The following is a 26419-nucleotide window of genomic DNA, read 5'->3' as shown; positions in this document are numbered from 1 at the left end:
GCACGAGCCCGCGCCCTCAGCCGCCGAACGCCCGCGGCGGCGCGGCCAGCACCGACCGCATCACCGCCTTCGCGATCGGCGCCGCGGTGCCGCCGCCCGAGATGTCCGCCCTGGCCGCCTCCGCGTCCTCCACCACCACGGCCACCGCCACCGCCGCCCGGTCCGCGCCGGGCGGTCTGGCGTAGCTGATGAACCACGCGTAGGGCGTGCCCTTGTTGCCGAAGCCGTGCTGGGCGGTGCCGGTCTTGCCGCCCACCACCGCGCCCGGGATCGCTGCGTTGGTGCCCGTGCCGTCGCTGACCACCGCCTCCATCAGCTGCTGCAACCGCTCGGCGGTGCCCTCGCTCACCGCCCGGTGCAGCCGTACGGGTCCGGTACGCGCCACGACCGCGCCGGCGTGGTTGGTGACCCGGTCCACCAGATACGGCGTCATCAGCTCACCGCCGTTGCCGACCGCGGCGGCCACCATCGCCATTTGCAGCGGCGTCGCAGTGGTGTCGAACTGCCCGATCGAGGACAGCGCCACCTGGTCGGGGCCCATCGCGGTGTCGATGTTGCTCTTGGCCACCCCCGGCGGAATCCGCAGCCTGGTGTCGTTGAAGCCGAAGGCCTGCGCCTGCCGGACCATCGCGGTCAGGCCCACGTCGGCGCCCAGCTTGGCGAAGACGGTGTTGCACGAGATCCGGAAGGCGTCGTAGACGCTGGCGTCGTCGCAGCCGCGGCCCTCGTTGGTCAGCGACACCGTGGTGCCGGGCAGCTGGTACGGGTCGGGGGAGTCGGTCGGCGCCAGCAGGTCGGTCACCGTACCGCTCTCCAGCGCCGCCGCCGCGGTGACCACCTTGAAGGTCGAACCCGGCGGATACGTCTGGCGGATCGCCCGGTCCAGCATCGGCTGCGCCGGGTCGTCGTTCAGCCGCTGCCACTCGGCGGTGACGCCGGGACCCGTACCGGCCAGCAGCGCCGGGTCGTAGGACGGCGAGGAGACCAGGGCCAGGATCCGCCCGGTCGCCGGGTCGATCGCGGCGACCGCGCCCCGGCGGCCCGCGAGACCGGCGTAGGCCGCCTTCTGGGCCGCCGCGTCGATCGTGGTGTGGACGTCGCCCGGGCGCTGCCGGTTGCGGGTGATCTCCTTCCACAGCGGCACCGAGGCCAGCCGCGGGCTGGTGCCGGCCAGCAGCCCGTCCTCGGTGCCTTCCAGCAGCGAGGTGCCGTAGGTCTGCGAGGCGAAACCGGTCACCGGCGCGTACAGCGGCCCGTCGCGGTACGTACGGGCGTACGCCAGCTGGCCGCCGGTGTCCTGCGACCCGGTGACCTTCGCGGCGCCGACCAGGATGCCGCCGCGCGGGTGCTGGTAGCGGGCGATGGCGATCCGCCGGTTGGCCGGGTCGGCCGCGGCGGCGCCCGCGTCGAGGACCATCACCCGGACCGCGTTGAGGGCCAGCGCCAGCAGCAGGGCCAGGCCCAGGGCGGCGCAGCGGCGGATGCAGCGGGTCATGGGGCGTCCTCCGGCGGCTCGGGCGGCGGGCGGCGGGCGCTGTCGCTGACCCGGACCAGCAGCGCCACGATGATCCAGTTGGTGACGACCGACGAGCCGCCCTGGGCGAGGAAGGGCATCGCCATCCCGGTCAGCGGGATCAGGTCGGTCACCCCGCCGGTGATCACGAACACCTGGAGCGCCAGGATCGTCGCCAGGCCCACCGCGAGCAGCCGCCCGAAGGGGTCGCGCACCGCGAGCCCGGCCCGCATCCCGCGGGCCGTCAGCAGGGCGTACAGCGCGAGCAGCGCGCACAGCCCGGCCAGGCCCAGTTCCTCGCCGACGGTGGCCAGGATGAAGTCCGACTTCGTGGCGAAGCCGATCAGCTCGGGGTGCCCCTGGCCGAGTCCGGTGCCCAGCACCGCGCCGTTGCCGAAGGCGAAGAGCGACTGCGCGAGCTGGCCGGGGCCGAGCCCCGCGCCGATGCTGGCGAAGGGGTGCAGCCAGTCCTCGACCCTGCTGTGCACATGCGGCTCCAGCGCGCCCGCGGCGACCGCGCCCGCCGCGCTGAGCAGCAGCCCCACCGCGACCCAGCCGGTGCGCCCGGTCGCCACGTAGAGCAGCACCACGAAGAGGCCGAAGAAGAGCAGCGAGGTGCCCAGGTCGCGCTCCAGCACCAGCAGGCCCACGCTCAGCAGCCAGATCGCCAGCACCGGCCCCAGCACCCGCCCGGTCGGCAGCTGGAGCCCGCGCGGCCCGAAGACCCGGCGGCCGGTGTAGGCGAGCGCCGCCCGGTTCGCCGACAGGTAGGCGGCGAAGAACACCGCGAGCAGCACCTTCGCGAACTCGCCCGGCTGGATGGAGAATCCGGCGGCCCTGATCCAGATCTTGGCGCCGTTGACCGCGGGGAAGAAGATCGGCGCCGCCATCAGCGCCAGCGCGGCCGTCACCCCGACGTAGCAGTAGCGGGCCAGCACCCGGTGGTCGTCGAGCGCCAGCACCACCAGCACGAAGAGCGTGATGCCCAGCGTCGACCAGACCAGCTGGGTCGGCGCGGCCCGCGGCCCGAGCGACGGCTCCAGGTCGAGCCGGTAGATCAGCACCAGGCCGAAGCCGTTGAGCAGCACCGCGATCGGCAGCAGCAGCGGATCGGCGTAGGGCGCCCTGGCCCGTACCGCGAGATGGGCCAGCAGCGCGAGCAGCGCGAGTCCGGCGCCGTAGCCGGCCGCGTCGCCGGGGACCGCGCCCCGGGTGGCGAGCCCGACCTCCGCGTAGCCGTACACCGACACCAGCACCGCCGCCGCGGTCAGCGACAGCTCCACCCCGCGGCGCCGGGACCGGGGCGGCGCCGGGCGGTGGACCGCGGCGGGCGGAGCCTGGGGTGGCGGAGCGTCAGCCGACGTTGCGCTCATGGGCTGCAACCTAGCAAGGCGCGGGCGACATGTCCGTCATGTCGCCCCTGGGGCGGCGCCGCCGGTCCCCCCGGGGCGCTGTCGGACCCCGCGCGTAGGGTGATCGGTGTGACCGCATCGCACGCCCGCCCCACCGTGCCGCACGACCTCGCGGACCTGCCGTACGCCGCCCTGCTGCGCCCGCACACCGGGCCGCTGGCCGTCGAGGGGGACTACGACACCGTCCATCTCGACGGGCTCGACATCGCGGAGGGCACCCGCGCGCCCGGCTCCCGCTTCCTGGAGTCCGCGATCACCGACTGCGTCTTCGCCGGCACCGACCTGCGCGGCGCCCGGTTCAACGACGCCTGGGCGTCCGGCACCCGCTTCACCGGCTGCACCCTGGCCGGCAGCCAGTGGCTGGACTCCGCGCTCGTCGGGTGCTCGCTGGCCGGCGTCGAGGCCTTCGACGCCGGGATGCGCCGGGTCGCCTTCGTCCGCTGCAAGCTCGACTCGGTCAATCTGCGCTCCGCCGCCCTGCACGACGTGGCCTTCGAGGACTGCGTGCTGCGGGACGTCGACTTCGGCGAGGCCCGGCTCGACGGTGTCACCTTTCCCGGCAGCCGGATCGAGCGGGCCAGGTTCGGCCGCGCCACCTTGAAGAACGTCGACCTGCGCGGCGCCCTGTCCATCGACCTCGCCGACGGCTACGAGTCGTTGCGCGGCGCCGTGATCAGCCACCCGCAGCTGCTCGACCTCGCCCCCGCACTCGCCCAGACCCTCGGCCTCACCGTGGCCGATTCCGCCCTCGCGTCAGAACCCGACAGGAGCACCAAGCGATGAGCACCCTCCACGACATCCCGCTGCAGACCCTCGACGGCGCCGCCACCACCCTCGGCGAGCACCGCGGCAAGGCCGTCCTGGTGGTCAATGTGGCGTCCAAGTGCGGGCTGACCCCGCAGTACGAAGGCCTGGAGCGGCTCCAGCAGAAGTACGCCGAGCGCGGCTTCACGGTCCTCGGTGTGCCCTGCAACCAGTTCGGCGGTCAGGAGCCCGGCGGCGCCGAGGAGATCCAGACCTTCTGCTCGACCACCTACGGCGTCAGCTTCCCGCTGCTCGCGAAGGCCGACGTCAACGGCGCGAACCGGCACCCGCTCTACGCCGAGCTGACCCAGCTGCCCGACGCGGCGGGCGAAGCGGGGGATATCACCTGGAATTTCGAGAAGTTCCTGGTCAACGGGGACGGGGTGGCCGTCTCCCGGTTCCGTCCCGCCGTCGCTCCGGAGACGCCGGAGGTCACTGGGGCGATCGAGGCGCTGCTCCCGCGCTGACCCACTCTCCGGGGTGGCAGGCCCGGGCCTGACCTGGGGCGGAGGTGCCTAGATGCGCGTACGCGCCATGGCAGAATCCGGCCGGACTGCGGGCGTTGTCCGGGGGCGGGGGTGCTGGTTTTCTTGAATCACCGCCCCGGCGACGAGAAGGGACAGTGGAAGTGCAGGACTACGAATTCCGGACCGGCCACCTGTGTGTCGAGACGGATCCTGCGCTCTGCCTGCCCTGCCAGGAGCGGCTGGATCGGCAACTCGCCTTGCTTCCCCGGGTATACGGCGAGTTGGAGGTTGTCCTCGTAGCAGCGCAGGACCCCGGCGACAGACTGTCCGGTACTGACCGGCCCGGCATCCCCCTGAACGGGCCGGCAGTCGAGGCGCGCGCCGCTGTACGAGACACCTTGGCCTCCTGGGCCGATCTGATAGTCGAGGGCCGCACCGTCCGCCTCCCCCTGCGGACGGTGCCGGCCCTCGCGGCATTCCTGCGCCGCCACCTCAGCTGGCTGGCGGTCCACCCCGCGGCCGATGACGCGGCCACCGACATCGACACCGTCCTGCAGCACGCACTGGCGGTCGCCAGGCCCCATCGCGCACCGCTGGCGATGGCGGCCTCCGTCGGGCCCTGACCCGAGCTCCGACCTGGCTTCCCACCACCCCCAAGGATCCCCCCACAGAATGCAAGAAGCACCGTGCGGTCCGCGAACCATCACGGACCGCACGGTGCTTTTGCCCGGGGCTGCCAGGCGGGTGGCCGCCGGACTCGCGACTGCTAGACCTCGACGGGGGCTTCGACGGGAGCGGGGAACCAGCCGACCGGGGCAGTGGTCTGCGGGAACCAGCCGGCGGGAGCGACGCTCGGGAACCACCCGGCGGGCTTCGCGCTGGGGAACCACCCGGCAGGGGCCACCGCGGGAGTGGTCTGGGGGAACCAGCCGTCAGGAACATCCGTGCCAGGGGTCTGCGGGAACCAGCCGTCGGGAACATCCGTCGCAGTGGTCTGCGGGAACCAGCCGGCGGGAGCGACGCTCGGGAACCACCCGGCGGGCTTCGCGCTGGGGAACCACCCGGCAGGGGCCACCGCGGGAGTGGTCTGGGGGAACCAACCGTCAGGCGTCACACTCGGGAACCAGCCGTCAGGCGAGGCGGGATCGGTCGATGCGACCGGAGCCGGCGCCGGAGCGGGGGACGAAGCAGCATCGGCGGCAACGGCTGTGCCGGCGGCCGACGACAGAACGAGCACCAGTGCTGCAACAGCGGAGACATGTGTCGAACGCCTGATCCGCGACATCGTAATCCTTAGGTGGGCAGGAGTAAGGGGGTGCTCACTATGGTGGTGTGGTGACACGTAACTTTCCCAATGGTGGCAAATACACACAGGCACAGGCCAGTTTTCGCTTGTGCGTATTTCCGCCATGGCGTGAATGCGCCGGTGTGATCCTCGTCAGATCAGGCCGTGCGCCGCAGCGAGGACTCCTGCCTGGAATCGGCTGTCAGCCTCAAGATACCGCATGATCTCAGAAACCAGGCGACTCACGGTCCTCAGTGATACCCCGAGTTTCCTGGCGATCCGCTCGTCCGTCAGGCCGTTCGCCAGCAGTCGCATGGTGGTGCGGTGCTGCTCGGTCAGCTCGCTGTCCGGGTCCAGGCCGTTCGCCGCGTTCACGGAGTACGGAACGGAACGCAGCCAGCAATCCTCGTACATTGCCACATAGGAACGAACAAGAGCCGGTCCCCTGACAACAACCGCGGGGCCCGAGGGATCTTCCGGATTTGCCAGTACCAGCGCGCTGTGGGTATCGGCCATAAGGAGATCGAAAGGCACCTGCGGCGCCAATCTGACATCCACGCCCGCGGCCGTCAGATCGGAGAGGTATTTACGCTGCCTGGGCGCGGAATTAATGCTCTGGCCGTAAATGGCGCGCACCTTTATACCGCGGGCGATGAGCGCGTTGTCGGCGGTGAGCGAGCCCGCCAGCACCTCGCTGGACGGCAGCGGACCCGGGTGCATCCAGCTGGCCGACTCCGTGATCGTGGCGTCGAAGTCGCGCAGGAACTGCCGCCGCCGGTGGTCCTTGGTGACCAGCTCGACCTCGATCTCGGCGTTCTCCCGCATCACCGCGGGCCGGTAGCGCTCCATCAGGGACTCGGCGGCCGTGACGATCGAGGTCAACTCGTCGCGCTGACGGCGCAACGAGGCCCGTTGCCGGGCCAGCAGCTCGATCAGGGCGGTGTCCGGCTCCACCGGATCCACCACGTCCGCGGTGTCGCCCGGGCGTATCAGCCCCAGCTCCTCCAGCTCGCGCCAGCCCACCTCGGCTTCCGCCTCGGTCAGCCCGATCGCCGCCGCGGCCTTCGCCGGGACGGAGGAGCCATTGGTGCGCAGTGCCTGATAAAGGGCGAGCCCGATGTCGGCCGCATTCGGCCCACCACCCCTCACCGAATTGGCCACGGATTCCCTCTTTCGTCGCCGGGTGCGCCGAAACGTGCAGGTGCCTGCAAGGTGGCAACCGCACCCTATACCGACTCTAGCAATGGATGGCCCTCATGCCATGGTTGAGATCACGGTTCGGACACCCCGGCGTCGCGGTCGCGCCACGTTTCCTGGTAGGAACGAGTGCCGACCGGCCGAAAGGATGAGCACGATGCGTCACGCGGGGCAGCAGGGGCCGCCGGGGGGAAGGGCGCCCGCACCGGCCGGGCGGCGGCCCTCGCAGGAGGGCAGGGAGCCCGGCGCACCAGGGCAGGACGACCTCGCGGAGCGCGGCCCCGGTCCCGGCGCCGACCTGGAACAGGAACCGCTGGCCACCCCCGCTCCGGTACCGATGGTGATCATCGGGGCCGGCAAGGTCGCGCACGCCGCGCATCTGCGCGAGATCCGCGACCTGCCGGATCTGATCAGGCCCGTCGCGGTGATCGACCCCGACCCCGGGCACCGCGCCGCCGTGATGGCCGGTTTCCCCCGGGTCGCGGTGTGCGACACGCCCGAGGAGGCGACGCGGGCCGGCGCGGGGGCGGCGCTCGTGCTGTCGCCGTGGTGGACCCACAAGGACGTCGTGCTCGCCTGCCTGGAAGCCCGGCTGCCGGTGCTGTGCGAGAAGCCGGTCAGCCTCGACCCGGCCGAGATCGACGAGCTGATCGCCGCCGAGCGGCTCAGCGGCGTCCCCGTCACCGCCGGCTACATGAAGCGGCACGACCCGGTGGTGCGGCTCTTCATCGACCACTGCCGCGCCAACGCGGCCACCGCCCGCCGGATCGCCGTGGACATCCACGACCCCAACGCCCCGCACCTGGTCGACCACCTGGTGCCCTACCCGCCGCCGCCCTTCGGCCCGCAACCGCCGCCCGCCCGGGCCGCGCTGGCCCGCGCGCTCGGCGCGGACTCCTCGGCGCTCCAGCGCGAGGTCTACGCCCGCGGCCTCGGCGGCTCGCTGATCCACCAGGTCAACATCGTGCACGCGGCCCTCGACGGCACCGGGCGCGAGCTGTACGGCAGCCTGGAGCACAGCCTCCAGTGGGCGGGCGGCAGCGCGGTCAGCTGCCGCTGGCGGCCCGATGACGACCTCGTCGTGGAGGCCAGCCATCTGCGGCTGCCCGCGCACCGGCGCTACCGCGAGACGCTGGAATTCACCGGCACCGACTCGGTCGCCACGCTCACCCTGCCCTCGCCGTACGCCCGCGACGAGGGCGCGACGCTGCACATCGACACGTGGGACGAGGCCACCGGCCTGTCCACCCGCCGTACCCACCGGGCCGGACCGGCCGTGACCGGCTTCCGCGAGCAGCTGCGGGCCTGGACCCGCAGCGTCTCCCAGGCGCCCGGCCCCGGCCCGCGCACCGGTGACCGGCCGCTGCCCGGCCTGCGGGAGGTGCGCGAGGACGCGCTGACGGTACGTGAGGCCGCGCTGCGGCTCACCTGAGACCGGGGCGCGGCCCGCCCGGGACCGGGGCGGGACTCCGCCGGGACCCGGGCGCATGGTCACTCCGGTTCGGCCACCACCGCGGTCGGGTCCGGCACGTGCGGCAGCACATCGGTGATGTAGCTCGCGACGGTCGCTTCGAGGCCGACGTCCTGGCCCGCCGCCTCCGACAGGTACCAGCGGTGCTCCAGCAGCTCGTGGTAGACCTGCGCCGGATCCACATGGCGGCGCGACTCCAGCGGCACCAGGCGGACCGCGGGCCGGAAGACCTGCCGCACCCAGCGGTGCGCGAGCACCTCGGGGCGGGCGCCGAGCGGGTCGCCCGGGGCGTAGTCGTCCTGGGTGGTCATCCAGGAGTCCAGGTCGTTGAGCAGGCTGCGGGCCTGGTTCTCCTCGGTGTCGAGGCCGGTGAGCCGCAGCAGTTGCCGCTGGTGGTGCCCGGCGTCCACCACCTTCGGCACGAAGGTCACGCTGTCGCCGCCGGGTGAGCGCTGGATCTGCATCTCGGCGACGTCGAAGCCGAGGTCGTTGAGCCGGCGGATGCGGCGGTCGATGTAGTGCCGCTTGTCCGCCGGGTAGACCGATTCGCGGGTCAGCTCGTGCCACAGGTCGGTGTAGCGCGAGCAGATCGCCTCGGCGAAGGTCACCGGGTCCACCGAGGGGTGCAGCGAGCCGCCCGCCTCCAGGTCCATCAGCTCGCCCGCGATGTTCACCCGGGCCAGCTCGATGTCGTAGTCCCGCTGGCCCGAGGTCAGTTCGGGCTGGATCTGCCCGGTCTCGGCGTCCACCAGATACGCGGCGTAGGCGCCGGCGTCCCGGCGGAAGAGGGTGTTGGACAGCGAGCAGTCGCCCCACGCGAAGCCGACCAGGTGCAGCCGCACCAGCAGCACCGCCAGCGCGTCGAGCAGCCGGTTGACGGTGCCGGGGCGCATCGTCGTCTCGAACATCGAGCGGTACGGCAGCGAGCCGTTCAGATGCCGGGTGATCAGCGCGGGCTCCAGCGCCGTGCCGTCCGCGCCGACCCGCCCGGTGACCACCGCGATCGGGTCGACCGCGGGTATCCCGAGCCGGTCCAGGTCCCGCAGCAGGCCGTACTCGCGGACCGCCGCCCACTCGCTGACCTCCTTGACCGCGACCACCTCGTCACCGGCCCGCGCGAAGCGCACCACGTGCCGCGAGATGCCGCGCGGCAGCGCGACCAGGGACTTGTCCGACCACTGTTCGAGCGGCACGTGCCATTCGAGGTCGAGCAGGTCGGACGGATGGTCGGCGTCGAAGGCCCTGATCTGGAGCGGCATGGCGCGTTCTCGTCTCGGTGCGGGGGGATGGGGCGGCTCTTCCGATGCTGCCATGCGCCTGCCGCGGGCTGTACGGGCGGGCCGCCCGCCTTCCTGCCGAGCGACCCGGGGCCATGACCGGCGCCGACACGCCCTTAACCGTTCGACAACGCGCGGCCGATCGAAGACGATGCGTCCCCATGACCAGAACCGATGTCCCGCCCACCGGTGACGAGCGCGCCTCCCTCGTCACCTTCCTCGACTACGTCCGCGACACCGCCCGGATGAAATGCGACGGCGTCTCGGCCGAGGACGCCCGCAGCGCCCCGCTGCCCGGCTCCCCGCTGATGACGCTGTGCGGCCTGATCAACCATGTGCGGTGGGTCGAGCACTGGTGGTTCGACGTGATGTTCCTGGACGGGAAGGACGAGGGTCCCTGGACGGACGAGGACCCCGACCGCGAGATGCGCGTCGCGGTGGACATCCCGCTCGCCGACCTGCTCGCCGAGTACACGGCCCAGAACGTCCGCCACCGCGAACTGGTCGCCGCCCACTCGCTGGACGAGATGGCGAAGCGCACGCTCCGCGACGGCAGCGCGATCAATCTGCGCTGGATCCTCCTCCACCTGATCGAGGAGATCGCCCGCCACAACGGCCACCTGGACATCCTCCGCGAGATGGCCGACGGCACGACCGGAGACTGACCCGCCAGGGGCCGCCTCCGGCCCGTGCCCGACCCGCGCTCTCCGCCTCCGGTTTGGCTGGAAAGGGCCGCTCTCAAGCGGCTGGCGTTCTGCGAAGATCAGCTCGGATGAATGGGGAGTGCTTCCTCATTCATCTCCGCCGATGCCTTCTGCGCCGGGGAACGCGGATCGGGGCGGGGGTTGGGGACCCCCGCCCCGGGTGTGGATCAGAGGCCGCGCGCGTAGTCGAGGAAGGTGGACCACTCCGTGGGGGAGAAGGCCAGTTGGGGGCCTTCCTTGTCTTTGGAGTCGCGCACGTGCACGACCTCGGGGCAGCTTGCGACCTCGACGCAGTCGCCGCTCTGGCCGCCGCTGTGGCTGGACTTGTGCCACGCGACGGCGACCTCGATGCAGTCGCCTGAGCTGCCGCTGCTGTAGCTGGACTTGCGCCAGGCGACAGCCACCTCAATGCAGTCGCCGTCCTGGCCGCTGCTGTAGCTGCTCTTGAACCAGGTCAGTTCGGTGCTCATAGCTCTCCTCGCAGTTGCAACAGCAGGCTCCTGGACTCCTCGGGGGTGAGGGCCTGCGAGCGCAGTTTTGCATACCGCATCTGGAGGACACTGACCAGTTTCGGGTCGGATATGAGCTGTCCGGTGCCCTGCGCCTCGTTGTACGCGAGCCACCTGTTGTCAGGCGTCTCCACCAGCTGGATGGGGCCGTTCACCCCCGGATGTACGCCTGTGGCCAGCGGCAGCACCTGGATCTCGATGTTCCGTCGCCGACCGACCTCAAGCACGTGATCGATGAGTTCCCTCGTGACGTCCGGACCGCCCGTCTGTCGCAGGAACAGGTGTTCGTCGAGGACGAAGCTGAACGCGGTGTTCGGCCGTTCACTGAGCAGCTTTTGCCGGTCGAACCGAGCGGTCCACTGGGCGTCGACCTCCTCGTCGCTCAGCGGCGGCAGGCGTTCCTCGAACAGCGCGCGTGCGTACCGCTCCGGCTGCAACAAACCCGGGATCAGCCGACATTCGTACGTGCACGAGGTGATCGCCGTTGCCTCCTCCCTCGCCCACTGCCTGAACCAGCTGGCCAGGCCCGGCTGGCGGGCGATGTGCTTGACCGCGTTCCGCAACGCGCCCGTGTTGCCGAGCACCGGCTCGGCACGGTCCGCGAAGTCCGGGTCCGGCATTCGGCGGCCCACCTCGATCGAGGTGATCGTGTGCTTGGACAGGCCGACGTGCGCGCCGAAGTCCTCACGACTGAGACCGGCATGTTCGCGTAAGGCCTGGACGAACGCGCCGAACGTCCGCAGACTGTCGGAGGGTTCGGGTTCACCACCCATGCTCGTCACGCCGCCACCGCCCGTACTGTTGGCCGTCATCGGCCACCTCCCGCGCATTCGCCCTGGGGTCACTTGCTGACCGGGCCATGCTTACGCTCGGTGATGTGTACTGTCCACCCTTGGTGCATGTACGCTCGCGCAGCGTACATAACGGGGTCCTGGCAGACCGCGTTTCCGCAGGCCACATTGGGCGTCATGACAACTCCAGCCACCCGCCAACTGCCGTGTGCCGAGGGTGAGTTCAGGCAGCAGTTCAGCTCCACCCGGCGTGGTGCCCGACTCGCGCGGCACTTGGCGCTGCATCAGCTGAACAGTTGGGGGCTCCCGTACGGCAGCTCCGCCTTCGAGTCCGCCGAGACCGTCGTGGCCGAGCTGGCGGCGAACGCCGTGACCCACGGCTGCGTCTCCGGAAGGGACTTCGAACTGCGGCTCGCGCTCAGCCGAACCACCTTGCGCATCGAGGTGTCCGACACCCGTACCGAACGCCGTCCGCCCGGCCCCGGCGACCTCGCCCCGGTCGGCCCGCTGGCCGAGTCGGGTCGCGGGCTGCTGCTGGTCGAGGCGGTGGCCGACCGCTGGGCGGTGCTGGACCGCTTCCCGGTCGGCAAGACCGTACGGGCCGAACTCGACCTGCCCGCAGGGCTCTACGGAGGGCGCGCCTGATGCCCGGCTACTACCCCGACTACGGCGAGGCCGCGCTGCGCCGCCGCCTGGAGCGGTTTCTGCACACCGCCGACGCCGCCAGGGCCTGGCTCGCGCCCGCCGAGCCGCCCCTGCCGCTGCCGCCCCCGCTCTGGCCGCCGCCCGTCTTCGCCGACTACGACACGGCCGTCGACTGGTCCGAGAGCGAACAGCCCGGCTTCGCCGGCCTCGTCCAGGCCGCCTCGTCCGCCGGACTCGACCAGCAGGCCTGGCAGTTGGCCGAGACGCTGTGGCAGGTCTGGCCGCCGTCCGCCGCGGACGCGGACTGGCTGCGTATCGGTCAGCTGGGCCTGGCGGCGGCCGAGCGGGAGGGCGACACGGACGGCCGTATCCGGCTGCTGATGAGCCTCGGGACGGCGTACCGCTCGGCGAACCGGCTGGACGAGGGCCTGCGCAGCCTCGCCCAGGCGCTGGAGCTGTGCCGCAGCTCGGACAACCGGCTGGACGAGGCGCACGCCCTCAACCTCGTCGGCCTGCTGCACCTGCGGGCGCGGCGGCTGGACAGCGCCGCCGCGTGCTTCGGCTCGGCGCTGTCCACCTTCCGGGAGACGGGCGCGGACCGCTGGGTGGCCGTCGTGCTGTCCAACGTCGCGTCCACCCGGCTGAACGCGGGGCCGGCGGCCGAGGCCGCCGAAGCGGTGCGGCTCGCGCTCGACGCCTACCAGGAGCTGGACGACCGCTGGGGTGAGGGCAACGCCCTGCGGCTCGCCGCCGCGCTGCACACCGAGCTGGGCGAGCTGGACGAGGCCGAGGCGTGCGTGCGCGAGGCGATGCGGATCGCCCTCGCCCTCCGGGACCACGCGCTGGAGGCGTACTGGCTCATCACGCTCGGCGACGTCCAGCGCGCCACCGTCACGTACGGCGACGCCCTGATCTCGTACCAGCGTTCGGCCGCCCTGCACCGGCGTCTGGGCGACCGCAGCCGCGAGGCCCTGGCGTGGCGCGGCGCCGGGCTGACGTACGAGGCCCTCGACCGCCCCGCCGAGGCCGCCGCCTTCCACCGCCGGGCCGCCGCCGTACACGCCGAACTCGGCGACGCCTGGGAGCAGGCCGTCGAGCTGGACCACCTCGGCGCCGCCCTCCACTCGCGCGACCCCGAAGCGGCCCGCGGCCACTGGACCCAGGCCCTCGTCTGCCTGACCCCCTTCACCGACCCGCGCGCCGACGCGCTGCGCGCCCGGATCGAGCAGCGGCCCGCGAGAGACGGCTGACACGGGCCTCACCCGCCCCAGCAAGCGCACCGGCCCGCCGTGTCAGGCCAATTGGTCCGGCCAATGGCCGATTCCACCCCGCGTCCGGCCTGGCACTCCGGGTAACATGGGCGGGCACGGTCTGTGACAGTGGGGTTGCTGGGAGGCAGGCATGGCACGCGTGTGGGAGGCCGATCCGCCGGCGCTGTCCGACCGGCGGCCGGTCGTGATCCCCGCGCCATGCTCAGCGCGGCGAAGCCGGACACCCCGGACGCCTTGCCTCCGGGCGCCGGAGTTCCCGGACCGGCAGGGCGGACGACTCCTCCGGGACGACTCCACGGCCCGGACGTCGCCACGCCGTGGACGGCTTGTCCGCGGGACCTCTACGGGGCAGCCCGAGGACGTGCTGCCGTATTTCGAACGAGTGGTGGCGCCACTTCCGGCGCCACCCGTCGCGTGAGCGGGGGTAAAGCGATCAGCGGTACGAACGCCGGGGATTCGCGGAACGACCTGTCGGGCTCCTCGGGACATGACGCGCGGGCCGGGAGCGTCACCGGGGACATCCCCTTCCACCGGGACTTACCGGACCGGCACGGTCCCCCGCCCGGGCAACTGCCCGCCGGCACAGACGGCTTCGTCGGCCGCTCCGGTGAACTCGGCCTGCTCGACGCGGCCCTGACCGACCGGGACGGCGGCCGGGCCGTGGTGTCGGTGCACGTGGTCGCCGGGACGGCGGGCGCGGGGAAGACCTCGCTGGCGCTGCACTGGGCGCACCGGGTCAAGGACCGTTTCCCCGGCGGTCAGCTGTTCGTGAACCTGCGCGGCTACGACCCCGGCGAGCCGGTCACGCCCGAGCAGGCCCTGCGCGGATTCCTGCGCGCGCTCGGCGTGCCGGCCGCCCGGGTGCCGGGCGACGCGGAGACCGCCGCCGCGCTGTACCGCTCGCTGCTCGCCGAGCGCCGGGTGCTGGTCCTGCTGGACAACGCGGGCAGCGCGACCCAGGTGCGCCCGCTGCTCCCCGGCGCAGGCGAGAGCATGGTGCTGGTGACCAGCCGCAGCCGCCTGTCCGGGCTGGCCGTACGGGACAGCGCCCGCCGGGTCACGCTCGGCACCCTCCCCGAGCCGGAGGCGGTGGCCCTGCTCCAGGCGGTCACCAGCGGCCGGCGCACGGACGACGACCTCGACTCGCTCGCCGAACTGGCCCGGCTGTGCGCCCGGTTGCCGCTCGCGCTGCGGATAGCGGCCGAACGCGCGGCCGGCCGGCCGCACCTGCGGACAGCGGAGCTGGCCGCGGAACTGCGGGACGGGTCCGCGCTGCGGGACGCGCCGGGCAGCGGCGGCGAGGACGAGGCGGACGCGGTCCTCACGGTCTTCGCCTGGGCGTACCGCGCCCTCCCGGCGCCCGCCGCCCGGCTCTTCCGGCTGCTGGGGCTGCACCCGGTCGCGGACCTCGGGCCGCACCCCGCCGCCGCGCTGGCCGACCTGCCGGTCAGCGGCGCCCGGCGGCTGCTGGACGACCTGGCCGCCGCGCACCTGCTGGAGCGGACCGCCCCCGACCGCTACCACTTCCACGACCTGCTGCGCGCGTACGCCGCCGACCGGGCGCGGACCGAAGAGCCGCCGGAGGAGAGGGACGCGGCCCTGCGCCGGGTCCTCGACTGGTACCTGCACACCGCCGACGCGGCACAGACCTGGATCAAGCCCGCCGAGGACCACCTGCCGCTGCCCGACCTGGTGGGCAGTGTGCCGCCGCAGGCCTTCGCCGACCACGACGCCGCCGCCGACTGGGCCGAGCGGGAGCACTTCACCTTCCCCGCCCTCGTCCGCGCGGCCGTCGCCGCGGGCCTGGACGCGCACGCCACGTCCATGGCGGAGCTGGCGTGGCGGGCCATGGCGCCGTCCGCCGCCCGCGCCGACTGGATCGACTCGGGGCACGCCGGCCTGGAAGCCGCGGAGCGGTCCGACGACCCGCACGCGCAACTGCGGCTGCTCACCGTCCTGGGCACGATCCACCGGGAGACCAACCGCTTCGAAGCGGGCCTGGAGTGCCTGCGCCGCGCGCTGGAGGTCGCGCGCCGCACGGGCCGCCGCTTCGACGAGGCCCGGGTGCTCAACACGATCGGCCTGATACACCTGCGCAGGCGGCAACTCGACCTGGCGGGCACGCACTTCACCGAGGCCGCGGCGATTCTGGAGGAGCTGGACGACCGGCGCCTGGCCGCCGCCGTCCACGCCAACGTGGCGGCCGTCAGCCACAAGGCGGGCCGGCTGCCCGAGGCGGCGACCGCCCTCGGCCAGGCGCTGGCCATCAACCGGGCGGCGGACGACCGGCGGGGCCTGGGGAACGCGCTGCGCCTGCTGGCGGTGCTCCAACTGGAGTCGGGCCAGGCCGACACGGCCCTGCGGTCGGCTCAGGAGGCGCTGGAGATCGCGCTCACCCTGCACAGCGACACGCTGGAGGCGTACTGGCTGATCGCCCTCGGCGACACCCAGCGCGCCACCGGCGGCCACGACGAGGCCCTCACCTCCTACCGGCGTTCGGCGACCCTGCACCGCCGGCTCGGCGACCGCGGCCGGGAAGCGCTGGCCTGGCGCGGGGCCGGGCTGACGTACACGGCCATGGAACGCCCCGGTGAGGCCGCCGACCTCCACCGGCAGGCCGCCGCGGTGCACCAGGAGCTGGGCGACGCCTGGGAGCACGCCGTCGAGCTGGACCACCTCGCGGCGGTGCTCCACCCCAAGGACCCGGCCGTCGCCCGCGATTGCTGGACGCGGGCGCTGACCCACCTGACGCCCTACACCGACCCGAGGGCAGAGGGCGTACGCGCGCGCATAGAACGGCAGTTGGCGCAATGAGGCGGCGCTGTCGGCCGGAAACGGGGCGGCTTCCCGATGGCGCTTAGCATGCCACCAGGTGTCCTGGCCACATACGGGCGGTTTCGGGCCGTCGGTCGGCGGATTCGGTCACGGGGGACGGCCCGATCGGGCACAGTCTGCCTATGAGCGGTTACGAGGACAATGTCCCCGCCTATCTGACGGTACGGATGGTCCAGCAGGACGGTCCCGTCGCGGCGTTCGCCGACCAGGAGGCGTGGCAGGCAAGGGAGCGGTATCCGCAGCTGCACGGAGTGGGGATCGCGGAATACTTCTGGGCCCGGGAGCTGGAGACCGGCGGCTGGGCGCTCTCCGAATACGGCGGCAGCTGGCCGCAGCAGGCGCGCGACTCGCTCGGCTCGCACTTCCGGCTGAGCGCGCACCGGGCCGAGTCGGCGGGTGACGGCGGGGCCGCGAAGAAGTGGATGGCGGCGGCGCTGCGGATGGACCGCGAAGTCCTCAACGAGGTGTGGGCGTTGGGCGAGCGGTACCGGATCGTGCGGACCTCGCACTTCATCCGCTCCGGCGAGGAGGGACCCGAGCCGCCACGCCCCTCCGACCCCGACCCGGCCGAGGTCGGCGAGGCGCACCGGGTGCCGTCGCGCACCAAGGGCTTCGTGGTGGACCCGCACACCGGCACAGGGCTGTCCGACGGCGTCCTCAAGCTGGACCTGCTGCCGCTCGCGGCGATCCTGCCGGGCGCGCCGGACGAGATCAACGACGAGGCCCGCCAGGCGGTCCACCACTACCCCGGGGGCGTGCTGCTGCCCCCCGCCTTCCTCATCTCCGACCGGGTGCGGGGCAGATGGGAATTCCACGACCCCGGCTCGACGTACTCCACCCCGCAGGGCGCCCGGGACGCGCTCGCGTACTGGCTGCGGGTGATGGCACCGTTCACGCTCCGGCTGACGGGCGCCCCGAAGGCCGCATACGCGGCTGCCGCCGACCGGTTGGACGACGATCGCGGCAACACGGTGTGCGTGGACGGCCACCGATTCCGGGTGACCCGGGTCGAGCGGCTGGTCCGCATCGGCCCCGACGGCCCCGAGAAGCCGCGCCCCTCCGACTACGACCCCGAGCCCCCCGTCGAGGTGCAGACCCGCCAGCTCCGCGAGAAGGGCGTGATCGACGAGGACGGCAACGACCTCCAGCCCCGCAAGCCGGACCCCCGTACCGCCGAACTCCGCCGCCTCTGGCAGGAGGAGGACACCCGCCGCCAGTCCCTGAAGTCCCGCCGCCGCCCGCCCCCCGAACCCCCGGCAGCCGCACCGGAGGGGGCCGGCTGAGGCCTCCGCTGACCCGGGCCGGTGCGGCGGCATCCCGGGGACACCGGACCGAGACCCTGATGGCCCGGCTCGTCGCGGTGGGCGCCGCGCACGGCCCGGGTCAGCGCGTGATGGAGCGGGCGACGCGGAATCCCACGTCATCGACCCGGAAGCTCGGGTGGCTGCGGCGTCGCGCGGAGGCCCGGCAGCTCCAGTGCTCGTCGAACCAGCCGCCGCCGCGCAGCACCCGGTAGGTGCCGTAGACCTCCGCGTCGTAGACGTCCCAGCACCAGTTCCAGACGTTGCCGAGCATGTCGTGCAGGCCCCACGGGTTGGGCCGCTTGCCGCCCACGTCGTGGACGCGCTCGTGCGAGTTGTCGCGGTACCAGGCGATCTCGTCGAGCGGGCCGTAGTGCGGGCCGGTCGTACCGGCACGGCAGGCGTGCTCCCACTCGGCCTCGGTCGGCAGCCGGTACCCCTCGGCGGACGCGTCCCACTCGACGCCTTCGCCGTCGGCGTGCAGGCGGTAGGCGGGGGCGAGCCCGTCGCGCTGGGACAGCGCGTTGCAGAACCGGACGGCGTCCCACCAGGAAACGCCCTCGACGGGCAGTCGGTCGCCGTCGGCGGTGCTCGGCCGCCGGCCGGTGACCTCCGCGTACAGCGCCTGGGTGGTCGGGAACGTCGCGAGCTCGTAGGGCGCGAGTTCGACCGGCCACGTGCGCTGTGTCCGCCGGTCCGACAGCGTTATCCGCCCCGGCGGGATGGCGGTCATCTCGTTTCCTGCGCGTGCGTCCATGAGCACGTGATCTTACGGACACCCGTCCTGGACGCCGGCAGCCGGCGGCCCGGCGGCCCGGCGGGACGGCGGGACGGCGGGACGGGGGACCTCCCTTCCGGACGCCACCGGATCGCGCTCAGTGTCCGCGCGCACAGCGGCACTTGGTGACGCCCGCCTCACACGGGCGCCAGAACCCGTTCGAGCGCCGCCAGGCCCGCGGGTCCCCAGGTCGGCTTGCCGCCGGGCAGGCCCCGCTCGCCGGCCTGGCCGATGCTGATGAGGGCCAGGCTTTTCAGGGCGGCCAGCCCTCGTGCGCGCCGGACCGTCGCCTCGTCCGCGTGCGCGTACGCCTCGAAGAACCGTGCGGCGGCCCCCGCGGGAAGGAGCACCCACGCGGCCGCGAGATCGACCGCCGGATCGCCCGCGCACATGTCACCGAAGTCGATCACGCCCGAGAGGGTGCCGTCCGAGACGACGACGTTCGCCGGGTGAAGGTCGGCGTGCAGCCATACCGGCGGGCCCTCCCACTCGGGAGCCGCGAGGGCCTCGTCCCAGACCTGCTGGACCCGCTGGAGGCCGACCTCTTCGGGCGCGAAGTCCTCAAGCAGCTTTCCGACGGTGTCCGCGACTGTCCTGAGCGGTACGCCGCGGTCCGGGCTGACCGGTGCGTCGGCGGGCGCCGTCACATGGAGCGCCGTGAGGAAGTCCGCCAGCGTACCGGCCGCGCGGCCGTGGCTGATCGGGACGCGGTCGGCTGGTTCGCCGTGGACCCAGGCCGCGATGGTCCACGGCTGCGGGAAGCGCACGGAGGGTTCGCCGATGCGCACGGGGGTCGGGACCGGCAGCGGAAGGCCCGGAGCCAGCGCGGGCAGCCACCGGTGCTCCTTGCGCAGGAGGGACGGCGCACGCTCCGTGCGCGGCATGCGTACGGCCAACTCGTTCCCGAGCCGCCACAGTTGGTTGTCCCAACCGCCGACCACCGCACGCAGGTCCAGCTCCGCGAGGTCCGGATGCTGCTCACGTACGAGGGTGCGTACGAGGGTCTCGTCGATCTCGAAGGCGCGCATGATCCCACTCAACCACCCGCGGCACGGGGCTCCCGGGGCCGGGGAGGGGGCCGGCTAGGACGTCGGGACGAGGATGCGGGACCACTCCGGGGTGGTCGTGACGTCGACGCGGCGGGGGAGGAGGTCGGTGAGCAGCGTCTCGTGGAGCGCCGGATTCGCGTCCGCGCAGGCGTCCGACAGGACGGTGACGCGGTAGTCGAGGTCGGCCGCCTGGAGCGCGGTGGACAGGACGATGCCGCTGGTGGCGATGCCGGCCAGGACGAGATGGCCGACGTCCTGGGCGGTCAGGATCAGCGCGAAGGCCGTACCGCCGGGAGGTCGGCGGTACGGCCGGTCAGCGTGCCCGGGGCCGGGCGGCCGGGGTCAGCCGAGGCTGCCGGTCATCGCGTTCAGCAGGGTGCCCGACGCGTCGTCGTTCTCCAGCGAGAAGGCGAACATGCCCGCCAGGCCCTTGGACTTGGCGTAGGCGGCGCGGGCCTGGATGGCCTGCGGATTGTCGCCGGTCCAGAAGTTGGTGCCGTCGTAGATCCAGGCGCTCTCGGTCACCGGGTCCCAGTGGGTGGTGGCCGCGGTGGCGTTCAGCTCCTTCCAGGCGGCCAGGCCGGCCTCCTGGCTCAGCGCCTTCGCCGCGGTGGGTCCGGTGGCCGGCTGGTAGAGGCCGTAGTCGCCGCCGGCGGGTACGCCGGTCCAGCCGCGCCAGTAGAAGGGCACGCCGAGCACGAGCTTGGCGGCGGGGAATCCGCCGGGGATGCCGTACGCGGGCAGCCCCGTGGTGTAGGCGGCCACCGCGGTGTCGACGTTGTATCTGGCGGTGCCCGGCGCGATCGGCCCCGTCGGGTCGGCGGGGCTGTCGTGCAGCGGGTCCTGGTGGTTGGTGGGTCCCGTCGCGTCCCACGAGCCGTGCATGTCGTAGGTCATGACGTCGGCGTAGTCGAGGTAGGCGCCGATCTTGTCGGTCTCCAGGTAGGCGATCTTGTCCTGGCCGCTGGGCAGCGCGGCGGTCAGCAGGAAGTGCTTGCCGACACTGCTGCCGTACGCGTCCAGCTCGGTGCGGAACTCCTTGAGCAGCAGGGTGAAGTTCGCCTTGTCCGCCGCCGCGTAGTGGTTGCCGGTGTGGCCGCCGGCCGAGCCCGGGTACTCCCAGTCGATGTCGATGCCGTCGAAGAGCCCGGCCGCCGACGCCGTGCCGCCGGACGGGTCGCCCTGGACGTTGGCCGGCACGTTGCCCTTCATGAACATGTCGATGCAGGAGGAGACGTAGGCCTTCCGGGAGGCGTCGGTGGCAGCCGCGTCGGAGAAGAACTTGGAGTACGTCCAGCCGCCCAGCGACACGGTCAGCCGCAGGTTGGGGTACTTCGCCTTGAGGGCGCGCAACTGGTTGAAGTTGCCCTTGAGCGGCTGCTCGTAGACGTCCGCCGTGCCGTCGACGCTGTCGCCCGCGGCCACGTCGGCCTGGTAGTCGGCGTAGGCGTCGCCGGCCCCGTCACCGGCGTTCGGGTCGGACTCGTTGGCGGCGTCGGAGGCCTTGATCGCCTCGAAGCACGTATGGGTGCTGGGGTGGATGTTCTCGAAGGCGTAGGTGACCACGTCGAGCTTGGCGGCGGCGCCGCTGGTGCCGATCTGCTTGGGGTAGTACGCGTTCTCGTAGATGCCCCACTGGTCGAAGTAGGCGGACGCGAACTGCTTGGCGGCCGGCGCCGCCGCCGTCGTGGCGGTGACCGGGGCCGACAGTGTCGCCGAGGCGTGCCCGGCCCGGTCGTAGGCCTGTACGGCGAAGGTGTAGGCCGTCTTCGGCAGCAGCGAGCTGACCGCGACGGTGGTGCCCATGGACGTGGCCACGATCTGGCCGTTCGAGTACACCTTGTACGCGGCGACGTCGCCGTTCTGGGAGGAGTCCGTGGACTTGTTCCAGCTGAGCACGACGGCGTTGCCGGTGATTTTGGTCGCGGCCAGGCCGGTGGGGGTGGTGATCTTTCCGTCGCCGGTGGGTCCGGTCGGAGGAGTGGTCGGCGGGGTGGTGGGCGGCGTCGTGGGAGGTGTCGTCGGGGGAGTCGTGGGCGGGGTGGTCGGGGGAGTCGTCGGCGGTGTGGTGGGCGGGGTCGTGGCGCCGCCGCCGGGGCCGGTCAGGCTCAGATCATCCGCGTGGTAGGTGCCCTGGCCGTACCAGCCGTGGGTGAAGACGCTCACCGAGGTCGTGCTCGCGCCGGTCTTGAACGTGGTGGACAGCTGCGTCCAGGAGGCGGCGGACGGCGCCCAGGTGCTCGCGTTGACGCCGGTGCCGGTCGCGCCGAGGTAGACGTAGGAGCCCTGGACCCAGCCCGCGAGGGTGTAGGTGGTGTTCGGCTGCACGGCGACGGACTGCTGGCACTGCGCGGTGTCGGACGCGCCGGCGGCGCCCGCCAGGGCGGACGTGCCGGTGTGCACGGGCGTGGCCACCACGGAGCCCGCGGCGCACGTCCAGCCGCTCAGGGTGCCGGTCTCGAACCCGGGGTTCGCCAGCAGCTGCACGTCCGCGGCCGAGGCGTGGCCCGGGGCGGTGACCAGGGCGAGGCCGGCCGCGACGAGGGCGGCGGCGAGGGTCAGCGCCCCGCCGCGGCGGGCCGCCCGGCGGGACGCGGGTGGTCTGGTGGGGTGCGCGTGTGTGTTTTCGGGCATGGCTGGTCCTCCGGTGTGGGGTGCGGGGGGTGGGGGGAGCGCTCCCTCCGGGGGGTGGAGGGGAGGGAGCGCTCCCGGCCGGCCGTCCTGCCAGGCGGCCGGCGGCGGGTCAGCCCTGGAGGCCGGTGTTGAGGGCGCCGAGGAGCGTGCCGGTCGGGGTGTCGCCCGACATCTCCCAGATCATCGCGCCGAGCAGGTGCCTGGACTTGATGTAGGCCGCCTTCTTGCCGATCGACCAGGTGTCGTCGAAGGACCACCACTGGCCGCCGGCCCCGGTGTAGCCGTAGGTCGCGACGGACTGGTCGTCGTGGTAGACGGTGAGGCCGGGCACGGAGGTGATGAGGTTGTTGTAGCCCCGGGTCCCGGCCTCCTCGGCGAACTGGCCCGGCGCGGCGCCGTTGGCGGTCTGCCAGACGCCGTGCACCCCGCCGTCGGCGACCTGTTGCCAGCCGCGGCCGTAGAAGGGCAGCCCGATGGTGATCTTGCGCGGGCTGACCCCGGCGTCGAGGTAGGTCTGCACGGCCCGGTCGATGCTGAAGTCGTTCGGGTAGGGCGAGGTGGGGTCGGGGTAGAGGTTGGACTGCTGGCCGGTGCGGTTCGGCTCCCAGGAGTTGTCGCTGCCCGAGCCGTGGAAGTCGTAGCCCTGGACGTTCTCGATGTCCAGGTTCTTCGACACCTGCGGCAGATCCCAGCCGGCCGCGACCTTGGCCGGGTCACCGGGGGTGAAGGCGGTGAGCAGCTTGTGGTCGCCGCCCAAGGCGTCGAGCTGCGTGCGGAATTCGGCGATCAGCGCGGTGAGGTTCGCCTTGTCCGCGGTGCTCCAGTGGTTGCCGGGGTGGCCGTCGGGCGAGCCGGCCCACTCCCAGTCCAGGTCGAAGCCGTCGAAGATGCCGGCGGCGACACCGGGGCCGCCCGCGCCCTCGTAGGCGGGCAGATTGCCCTTGATGTACAGGTCGATGCAGGACGCGACGAACTTCTTGCGGGCGGCGTCGGTGGCGGCCACGTCGGAGAAGTACTTGGAGTACGTCCAGCCGCCCAGCGACATCACGACCTTCAGCTTCGGGTACTTCGCCTTCAGCTCCTTGAGCTGGTTGAAGTTGCCGCGCAGCTTGCCCCAGCCGTCGTCGGCCTGGCCGTTGACCGACTGGGCGGCGGGGAAGGCCCGGCCGTAGTCGGCCTCCGCGTCACCGGCGCCGTCGCCCTGGTTCGGGTCCTCCGGGTCGGCGGTGGTGCCCTTGGTCACGCCGTTCAGGCAGGTGAGGTTCTTCGGATCGATGTTGCCGAAGGCGTAGTTGACGACGTCCAGCTTGGCCGCGGCGCCCGAGGTGTCGAGGTTCTTGACGAAGAACTGGCGCCCGTAGATGCCCCACTGCACGAAGTAGCCGACCTTCGCGTAACCGCCGTTGGCCACCGGGTCCTGGGTGGTGACGGCGACCGCGTTGCTCGCCGGCGAGGGATTGTCGGCGAGGTCGCGGGCCTTGACGGTGAAGCTGTACGCGGTGGCGGGGGCCAGGCCGGTCAGCGTGGCGGTGCGGGTGTCGGCCGGGACGGTCGCGGCGATCGCGGTGCCCCGGTAGACGTCGTAGGCGGCCACCCGGTTGTTGTCGGTGGCGGCGTCCCAGGACAGTTGGACGGTGCTCGATGTGACCGTGCCGGCCCGGAGGTTGGGGGGCGCGGTCGGCGGGACCGTGTCGGTCGCCGGGTCGAAGGTCGTCGCGGTGACCGGGGCGCTGGCGTCCCCGGTATTGCCGCGGGAGTCCTTGGCCCTGACCGTGAACTGGTAGGCGGTGGCCGGTGCCAGGCCCTGGACGGTGGCCGTGGTGGTGGCGCTGGAGGCCACGACGGCCCCGGCGCGCAGCACGTCGTAGGAGGCGACGGGGAAGTCGCCGACCGCGGCGGCCGTCCACCGCAGGCTGACCGTGTGGGCGGTGGCGTCGGCGACCGCGACACCGGTCGGCGCGTGCGGCGGCACGGCGGGGCTGCCGTCGCACTTGGCCCCGTTGACCAGGCACCCGCTCGGCGTGCCCAGCGGACCCGAGGCCTGGAAGGTGTAGCTGTACGGGTACGTCGAACCGCCCGCGGGAATCGTGGCGTTGTAGTAGGCGGGCGAGGCGACGACGTGGGAGCCGCTGACGGTCGAGGTGCCGTACGACTCCGAGGTGATCGTGACCCCCGCGGGCAGGTCGAACTCCACGGTCCAGCCGTTCACCGCGGCGGCGGTGCCGTTCTTGACGGTGTAGGTGCCCGTCCAGGACGAGCCGCTGCCGGTGCTGCTGAAAACCGCGGTGAGCGCGCCGGCGGCGTGCGCGGCGGGCGCGCTCAGCCCGGCGAGCCCGGCCAGCGCCATGGCCAGCGTGGCGATCACGGCGGCCAGCCGGCGGCGGGCACGGGCCGGGAGACGGCCCGGCGGACGGGTCGGCAGGTGGGTCAGGGGTCTGGTTAATCTCCGGATTCCGGGTCGAGCGGACACGGCACTCCTCGGTGGGTGGGGGCGCGAGGGCGGCACCCACAGGACAACCGAAGTCCCCGGCCGGGGCAATGCGCCGGGCCAGAATTGGACTGGACCAATTCCGCGCTTGAGAGCGCGTCCATGCTGGTGGAAAGGACTAGACCAGTCGCCCGGATTTTGCCACCGCTTGACCCGCCGCCACGGCGGCGCCGAGTCGTGGGGCCGCCGCCGCCGGTGACAAGCGCCCCGGCGTCGTTGCCGACGCGGGGGCGCTCGCGGTCGCCCGCGCTCCCTCGGCCGCCCGTGCCCGGCGGGTTCGGCGTCCGGCGGGATCGGCAGCGGGCCGTGGGTCGGGCTAATCGTGCAGCGGCAGCACCATCAGCAGCCGGTCGGCGGCCGGTCCGAAGTAGTCCTCGCGGTGGTCCACCCGGGAGAAGCCGAGCGACAGGTACAGCTCGACCGCGGTGGCGTTGCCCGGCTCGACGGTGAGCCAGACCTCCCGCACCCCCCGCAGGCGCAGGTTCCGCAGCGACTCCGCCATCAGCCGGCGGCCGAAGCCGTGGCTGCGCCAGTTCTGGTCGATCGCCAGGCCCAGTATCCAGCCCCGGCTGCCGTCGGACACCGCGCCGGCCAGCACGTAGCCGCACAAGGTGCGGCCGTCGTCCACGACGAAGAGGTCGTCCCGGTAGAGGTCGTAGAACTGGCGCAGCACGAAGTAGGGATAGGCGTGCTCCTGGAAGACCTCCTGGTCGAGTCGGTGCAGTTCGGGCAGGTCCGCGTCGGTGACCGCGCGGACGCGCGGCGCCCGGCCGCCGGCGGCCAGCCGCAGTGCGGGGGCGGGGGCCGGCAGGGCCGCGATGCGGGTGGTTCCGGTGCCGGGAAGGGGGGTCGTCATGCCACTCCTCAGGGGCTTGGGGACTGGGGAACCCAGGTCGGGCGGGGGCCGGCTGCGAGGCCGGCCGGAGGTCAAGGTGACGTTCTCCCGTTCGGGTGACACGAGCCGCACGGGGTGCGTAGGGTTGACCCGGCATCGTGTTGACCGGGCCAGACCAGGATCAGCCGCGTTTTCCGGCTGTTCAAGCCGCTTTGCGGTCGAATTGCGTGCATGCTGCAACGCGCCCTCTGTGCGCCCTGATCATTTCCCCCGGTCCGCCAAGCCGGGCGTCGGTCGGGGAGTTGGTCGCTATTATGGAACGATGGATCTCAGAACGCCTCAGACGGCGAATGACCCGGTGCGTACGCCAGTTCGCAGGCTGAATTCCGAGGCACCCTGGGACGCGTTCGACCCGGCTGCCTATGTTGATCACAATTACGGCAGCCTGCGTTCCGACGACGCCAAGATCCTTGAGATCGTCCGCAAGCATTTCGCCGACCACTTCAGGGACAGCCCCGACCACGGCGGCGAACGGCTGCGCGGTATCGATGTCGGCGCGGGCGCGAACCTCTACCCGGCGCTGTCCATGCTGCCGTGGTGCGGCGAGATCACCCTCTTCGAGACCTCGACGGCCAATGTCGCCTATCTGAACGACCAGCGCGTGTCCTACGACCCGCACTGGGACCAGTTCTGGGCGGCGCTGTGCGAACAGGACGTCTACGCGCGGCGGGTGGCCGACCCGCGCGCCGACTTCCGGCGGGCCGTCACGGTCGAGCGCGGCAACCTCTTCGACCTGCGCAGGCGCCCGGCGGGCTGGCAGATCGGGACGATGTTCTTCGTCGCCGAGTCGATGTCCACCTCGGAGGCGGAGTTCTTCCTCGCCGTGGAGCGCTTCATGGAGGCGCTGGCGCCGGGCGCGCCATTCGCCGCGGCTTTCATGGAAGGCTCGCTGGGGTACAAAGTCGGTGAGCACTCCTTCCCCGCGTGCAGTGTCTCGGCGGCCGACGTGCGCAAGAGCCTGAGCCCGTTCGCGGAAGGGGAAGAGGTCGCGATCACTCCGATCGGAATGCCGGGGGGCGCGTTGCGCGAGGGGTACGAGGGAATGATCGTGGCCTGCGGACGGCGCGGTTCCGAATAGCCGGTCCCGGATAGG

General features: G+C 72.5%; 21 protein-coding genes and 1 pseudogene. 10 read left to right on the top strand and 12 right to left on the bottom strand.

The features are described from left to right. Positions 1-16: 16 nt before the first annotated feature. Both OHA86_RS11755 and OHA86_RS11750 read right to left on the bottom strand, forming a co-directional pair. The gene (locus OHA86_RS11755) at positions 17-1495 is read right to left on the bottom strand and encodes a penicillin-binding transpeptidase domain-containing protein (RefSeq protein ID WP_329174795.1); all 1479 of its coding nucleotides are present in this window, start codon (positions 1493-1495) and stop codon (positions 17-19) included. After that, complete coding sequence (locus OHA86_RS11750; protein WP_329174793.1) at positions 1492-2886, bottom strand: FtsW/RodA/SpoVE family cell cycle protein; 1395 nt, start codon at positions 2884-2886, stop codon at positions 1492-1494. The genes OHA86_RS11755 and OHA86_RS11750 overlap by 4 nt, the downstream gene beginning before the upstream one ends. Positions 2887-2994: 108 nt before the next feature. On the opposite strand from OHA86_RS11750, the gene OHA86_RS11745 reads away from it, so the two are divergent. The 3 genes from OHA86_RS11745 (at position 2995) to OHA86_RS11735 (ending at position 4819) form a co-directional block, all read left to right on the top strand. Then, complete coding sequence (locus tag OHA86_RS11745; protein ID WP_329174791.1) at positions 2995-3708, top strand: pentapeptide repeat-containing protein; 714 nt, start codon at positions 2995-2997, stop codon at positions 3706-3708. After that, a complete protein-coding gene (locus OHA86_RS11740; protein WP_329174789.1) occupies positions 3705-4196 on the top strand; it encodes a glutathione peroxidase in 492 nt (163 codons plus the stop codon). The genes OHA86_RS11745 and OHA86_RS11740 overlap by 4 nt, the downstream gene beginning before the upstream one ends. Before the next feature lie 155 nt (positions 4197-4351). Next, positions 4352-4819, top strand: a complete 468-nt coding sequence (locus OHA86_RS11735) for a hypothetical protein (RefSeq protein WP_329174787.1) — start codon at positions 4352-4354, stop codon at positions 4817-4819. A gap of 815 nt (positions 4820-5634) precedes the next feature. On the opposite strand, the gene OHA86_RS11730 is transcribed toward OHA86_RS11735, so the two are convergent. After that, positions 5635-6642 (bottom strand): helix-turn-helix transcriptional regulator, encoded by a 1008-nt coding sequence (locus tag OHA86_RS11730; protein ID WP_329174785.1) that lies wholly within the window; start codon positions 6640-6642, stop codon positions 5635-5637. Positions 6643-6835: 193 nt separating this feature from the next. Here OHA86_RS11730 and OHA86_RS11725 point away from each other — a divergent pair, with 193 nt between their 5' ends. Further along, complete coding sequence (locus OHA86_RS11725; protein WP_329174783.1) at positions 6836-8110, top strand: Gfo/Idh/MocA family protein; 1275 nt, start codon at positions 6836-6838, stop codon at positions 8108-8110. A 59-nt stretch (positions 8111-8169) separates the two neighbouring features. Here the strand turns inward: OHA86_RS11725 and OHA86_RS11720 are convergent, their stop codons facing one another. Next, the gene (locus OHA86_RS11720) at positions 8170-9408 is read right to left on the bottom strand and encodes a DUF4032 domain-containing protein (protein WP_329174781.1); all 1239 of its coding nucleotides are present in this window, start codon (positions 9406-9408) and stop codon (positions 8170-8172) included. Positions 9409-9587: 179 nt separating this feature from the next. On the opposite strand from OHA86_RS11720, the gene OHA86_RS11715 reads away from it, so the two are divergent. Next, complete coding sequence (locus OHA86_RS11715) at positions 9588-10091, top strand: DinB family protein (RefSeq protein ID WP_329174779.1); 504 nt, start codon at positions 9588-9590, stop codon at positions 10089-10091. 206 nt (positions 10092-10297) lie between these two features. Here OHA86_RS11715 and OHA86_RS11710 read toward each other — a convergent pair whose 3' ends face one another. Together OHA86_RS11710 and OHA86_RS11705 are read right to left on the bottom strand one after the other, a co-directional pair. After that, complete coding sequence (locus OHA86_RS11710) at positions 10298-10600, bottom strand: DUF397 domain-containing protein (protein WP_329174777.1); 303 nt, start codon at positions 10598-10600, stop codon at positions 10298-10300. Then, positions 10597-11451 (bottom strand): helix-turn-helix domain-containing protein, encoded by an 855-nt coding sequence (locus tag OHA86_RS11705; protein ID WP_329174774.1) that lies wholly within the window; start codon positions 11449-11451, stop codon positions 10597-10599. Before OHA86_RS11705 ends, OHA86_RS11710 begins: the two co-directional genes overlap by 4 nt. Positions 11452-11607: 156 nt before the next feature. Here OHA86_RS11705 and OHA86_RS11700 point away from each other — a divergent pair, with 156 nt between their 5' ends. The 4 genes from OHA86_RS11700 to OHA86_RS11685 all read left to right on the top strand — a co-directional run bounded on the left by OHA86_RS11700 (position 11608) and on the right by OHA86_RS11685 (position 17464). After that, complete coding sequence (locus tag OHA86_RS11700; protein ID WP_329174772.1) at positions 11608-12075, top strand: ATP-binding protein; 468 nt, start codon at positions 11608-11610, stop codon at positions 12073-12075. After that, entirely contained in the window at positions 12075-13325 is a 1251-nt protein-coding gene (locus OHA86_RS11695; protein ID WP_329174770.1) for a tetratricopeptide repeat protein, read from the top strand. Before OHA86_RS11700 ends, OHA86_RS11695 begins: the two co-directional genes overlap by 1 nt. Positions 13326-13760: 435 nt before the next feature. After that, positions 13761-16160, top strand: coding sequence for an ATP-binding protein (locus tag OHA86_RS11690; RefSeq protein WP_329174768.1), 2400 nt, complete (start codon positions 13761-13763; stop codon positions 16158-16160). 143 nt (positions 16161-16303) lie between these two features. After that, positions 16304-17464, top strand: a complete 1161-nt coding sequence (locus tag OHA86_RS11685) for a DUF5954 family protein (protein WP_329174766.1) — start codon at positions 16304-16306, stop codon at positions 17462-17464. Positions 17465-17564: 100 nt separating this feature from the next. On the opposite strand, the gene OHA86_RS11680 is transcribed toward OHA86_RS11685, so the two are convergent. The 6 genes and pseudogenes from OHA86_RS11680 to OHA86_RS11655 form a co-directional block, all read right to left on the bottom strand. After that, positions 17565-18239: a formylglycine-generating enzyme family protein gene (locus tag OHA86_RS11680; protein WP_329174764.1), complete on the bottom strand. Its 675-nt coding sequence runs from the start codon at positions 18237-18239 to the stop codon at positions 17565-17567. A gap of 158 nt (positions 18240-18397) precedes the next feature. Next, entirely contained in the window at positions 18398-19288 is an 891-nt protein-coding gene (locus OHA86_RS11675; RefSeq protein ID WP_329174762.1) for an aminoglycoside phosphotransferase family protein, read from the bottom strand. A 54-nt stretch (positions 19289-19342) separates the two neighbouring features. Next, a pseudogene (locus tag OHA86_RS11670) lies at positions 19343-19585 on the bottom strand (cysteine hydrolase family protein); the annotation flags it as partial. Positions 19586-19651: 66 nt separating this feature from the next. Continuing rightward, positions 19652-21943, bottom strand: coding sequence for a glycosyl hydrolase family 18 protein (locus OHA86_RS11665; RefSeq protein WP_329174760.1), 2292 nt, complete (start codon positions 21941-21943; stop codon positions 19652-19654). Positions 21944-22052: 109 nt separating this feature from the next. Next, on the bottom strand, positions 22053-24290 hold the full coding sequence (locus OHA86_RS11660; RefSeq protein WP_329182368.1) for a glycosyl hydrolase family 18 protein: 2238 nt from the start codon (positions 24288-24290) through the stop codon (positions 22053-22055). A 457-nt stretch (positions 24291-24747) separates the two neighbouring features. Next, complete coding sequence (locus tag OHA86_RS11655) at positions 24748-25287, bottom strand: GNAT family N-acetyltransferase (protein ID WP_329174758.1); 540 nt, start codon at positions 25285-25287, stop codon at positions 24748-24750. 301 nt (positions 25288-25588) lie between these two features. On the opposite strand from OHA86_RS11655, the gene OHA86_RS11650 reads away from it, so the two are divergent. Further along, complete coding sequence (locus OHA86_RS11650) at positions 25589-26404, top strand: SCO2525 family SAM-dependent methyltransferase (RefSeq protein ID WP_329174756.1); 816 nt, start codon at positions 25589-25591, stop codon at positions 26402-26404. Positions 26405-26419: the final 15 nt, after the last annotated feature.

Source organism: Streptomyces sp. NBC_01477, assembly GCF_036227245.1.
Taxonomy (GTDB): domain Bacteria; phylum Actinomycetota; class Actinomycetes; order Streptomycetales; family Streptomycetaceae; genus Actinacidiphila.
The sequence above is the reverse complement of the archived record's forward strand: the minus strand, read 5'-3'. Positions and strand labels throughout refer to the sequence as shown.

Bases quoted from the DNA above. Each gene is read 5' to 3' on its own strand.
- OHA86_RS11740 (WP_329174789.1), top strand. From the start codon at position 3,705: ATGAGCACCCTCCACGACATCCCGCTGCAGACCCTCGACGGCGCCGCC.
- OHA86_RS11665 (WP_329174760.1), bottom strand. From the start codon at position 21,943: ATGCCCGAAAACACACACGCGCACCCCACCAGACCACCCGCGTCCCGC.
- OHA86_RS11720 (WP_329174781.1), bottom strand. From the start codon at position 9,408: ATGCCGCTCCAGATCAGGGCCTTCGACGCCGACCATCCGTCCGACCTG.
- OHA86_RS11660 (WP_329182368.1), bottom strand. From the start codon at position 24,290: ATGGCGCTGGCCGGGCTCGCCGGGCTGAGCGCGCCCGCCGCGCACGCC.
- OHA86_RS11705 (WP_329174774.1), bottom strand. From the start codon at position 11,451: ATGACGGCCAACAGTACGGGCGGTGGCGGCGTGACGAGCATGGGTGGT.
- OHA86_RS11685 (WP_329174766.1), top strand. From the start codon at position 16,304: ATGAGCGGTTACGAGGACAATGTCCCCGCCTATCTGACGGTACGGATG.
- OHA86_RS11750 (WP_329174793.1), bottom strand. From the start codon at position 2,886: ATGAGCGCAACGTCGGCTGACGCTCCGCCACCCCAGGCTCCGCCCGCC.
- OHA86_RS11695 (WP_329174770.1), top strand. From the start codon at position 12,075: ATGCCCGGCTACTACCCCGACTACGGCGAGGCCGCGCTGCGCCGCCGC.
- OHA86_RS11725 (WP_329174783.1), top strand. From the start codon at position 6,836: ATGCGTCACGCGGGGCAGCAGGGGCCGCCGGGGGGAAGGGCGCCCGCA.
- OHA86_RS11655 (WP_329174758.1), bottom strand. From the start codon at position 25,287: ATGACGACCCCCCTTCCCGGCACCGGAACCACCCGCATCGCGGCCCTG.
- OHA86_RS11700 (WP_329174772.1), top strand. From the start codon at position 11,608: ATGACAACTCCAGCCACCCGCCAACTGCCGTGTGCCGAGGGTGAGTTC.
- OHA86_RS11675 (WP_329174762.1), bottom strand. From the start codon at position 19,288: ATGCGCGCCTTCGAGATCGACGAGACCCTCGTACGCACCCTCGTACGT.
- OHA86_RS11710 (WP_329174777.1), bottom strand. From the start codon at position 10,600: ATGAGCACCGAACTGACCTGGTTCAAGAGCAGCTACAGCAGCGGCCAG.
- OHA86_RS11650 (WP_329174756.1), top strand. From the start codon at position 25,589: ATGGATCTCAGAACGCCTCAGACGGCGAATGACCCGGTGCGTACGCCA.
- OHA86_RS11755 (WP_329174795.1), bottom strand. From the start codon at position 1,495: ATGACCCGCTGCATCCGCCGCTGCGCCGCCCTGGGCCTGGCCCTGCTG.
- OHA86_RS11680 (WP_329174764.1), bottom strand. From the start codon at position 18,239: ATGGACGCACGCGCAGGAAACGAGATGACCGCCATCCCGCCGGGGCGG.
- OHA86_RS11715 (WP_329174779.1), top strand. From the start codon at position 9,588: ATGACCAGAACCGATGTCCCGCCCACCGGTGACGAGCGCGCCTCCCTC.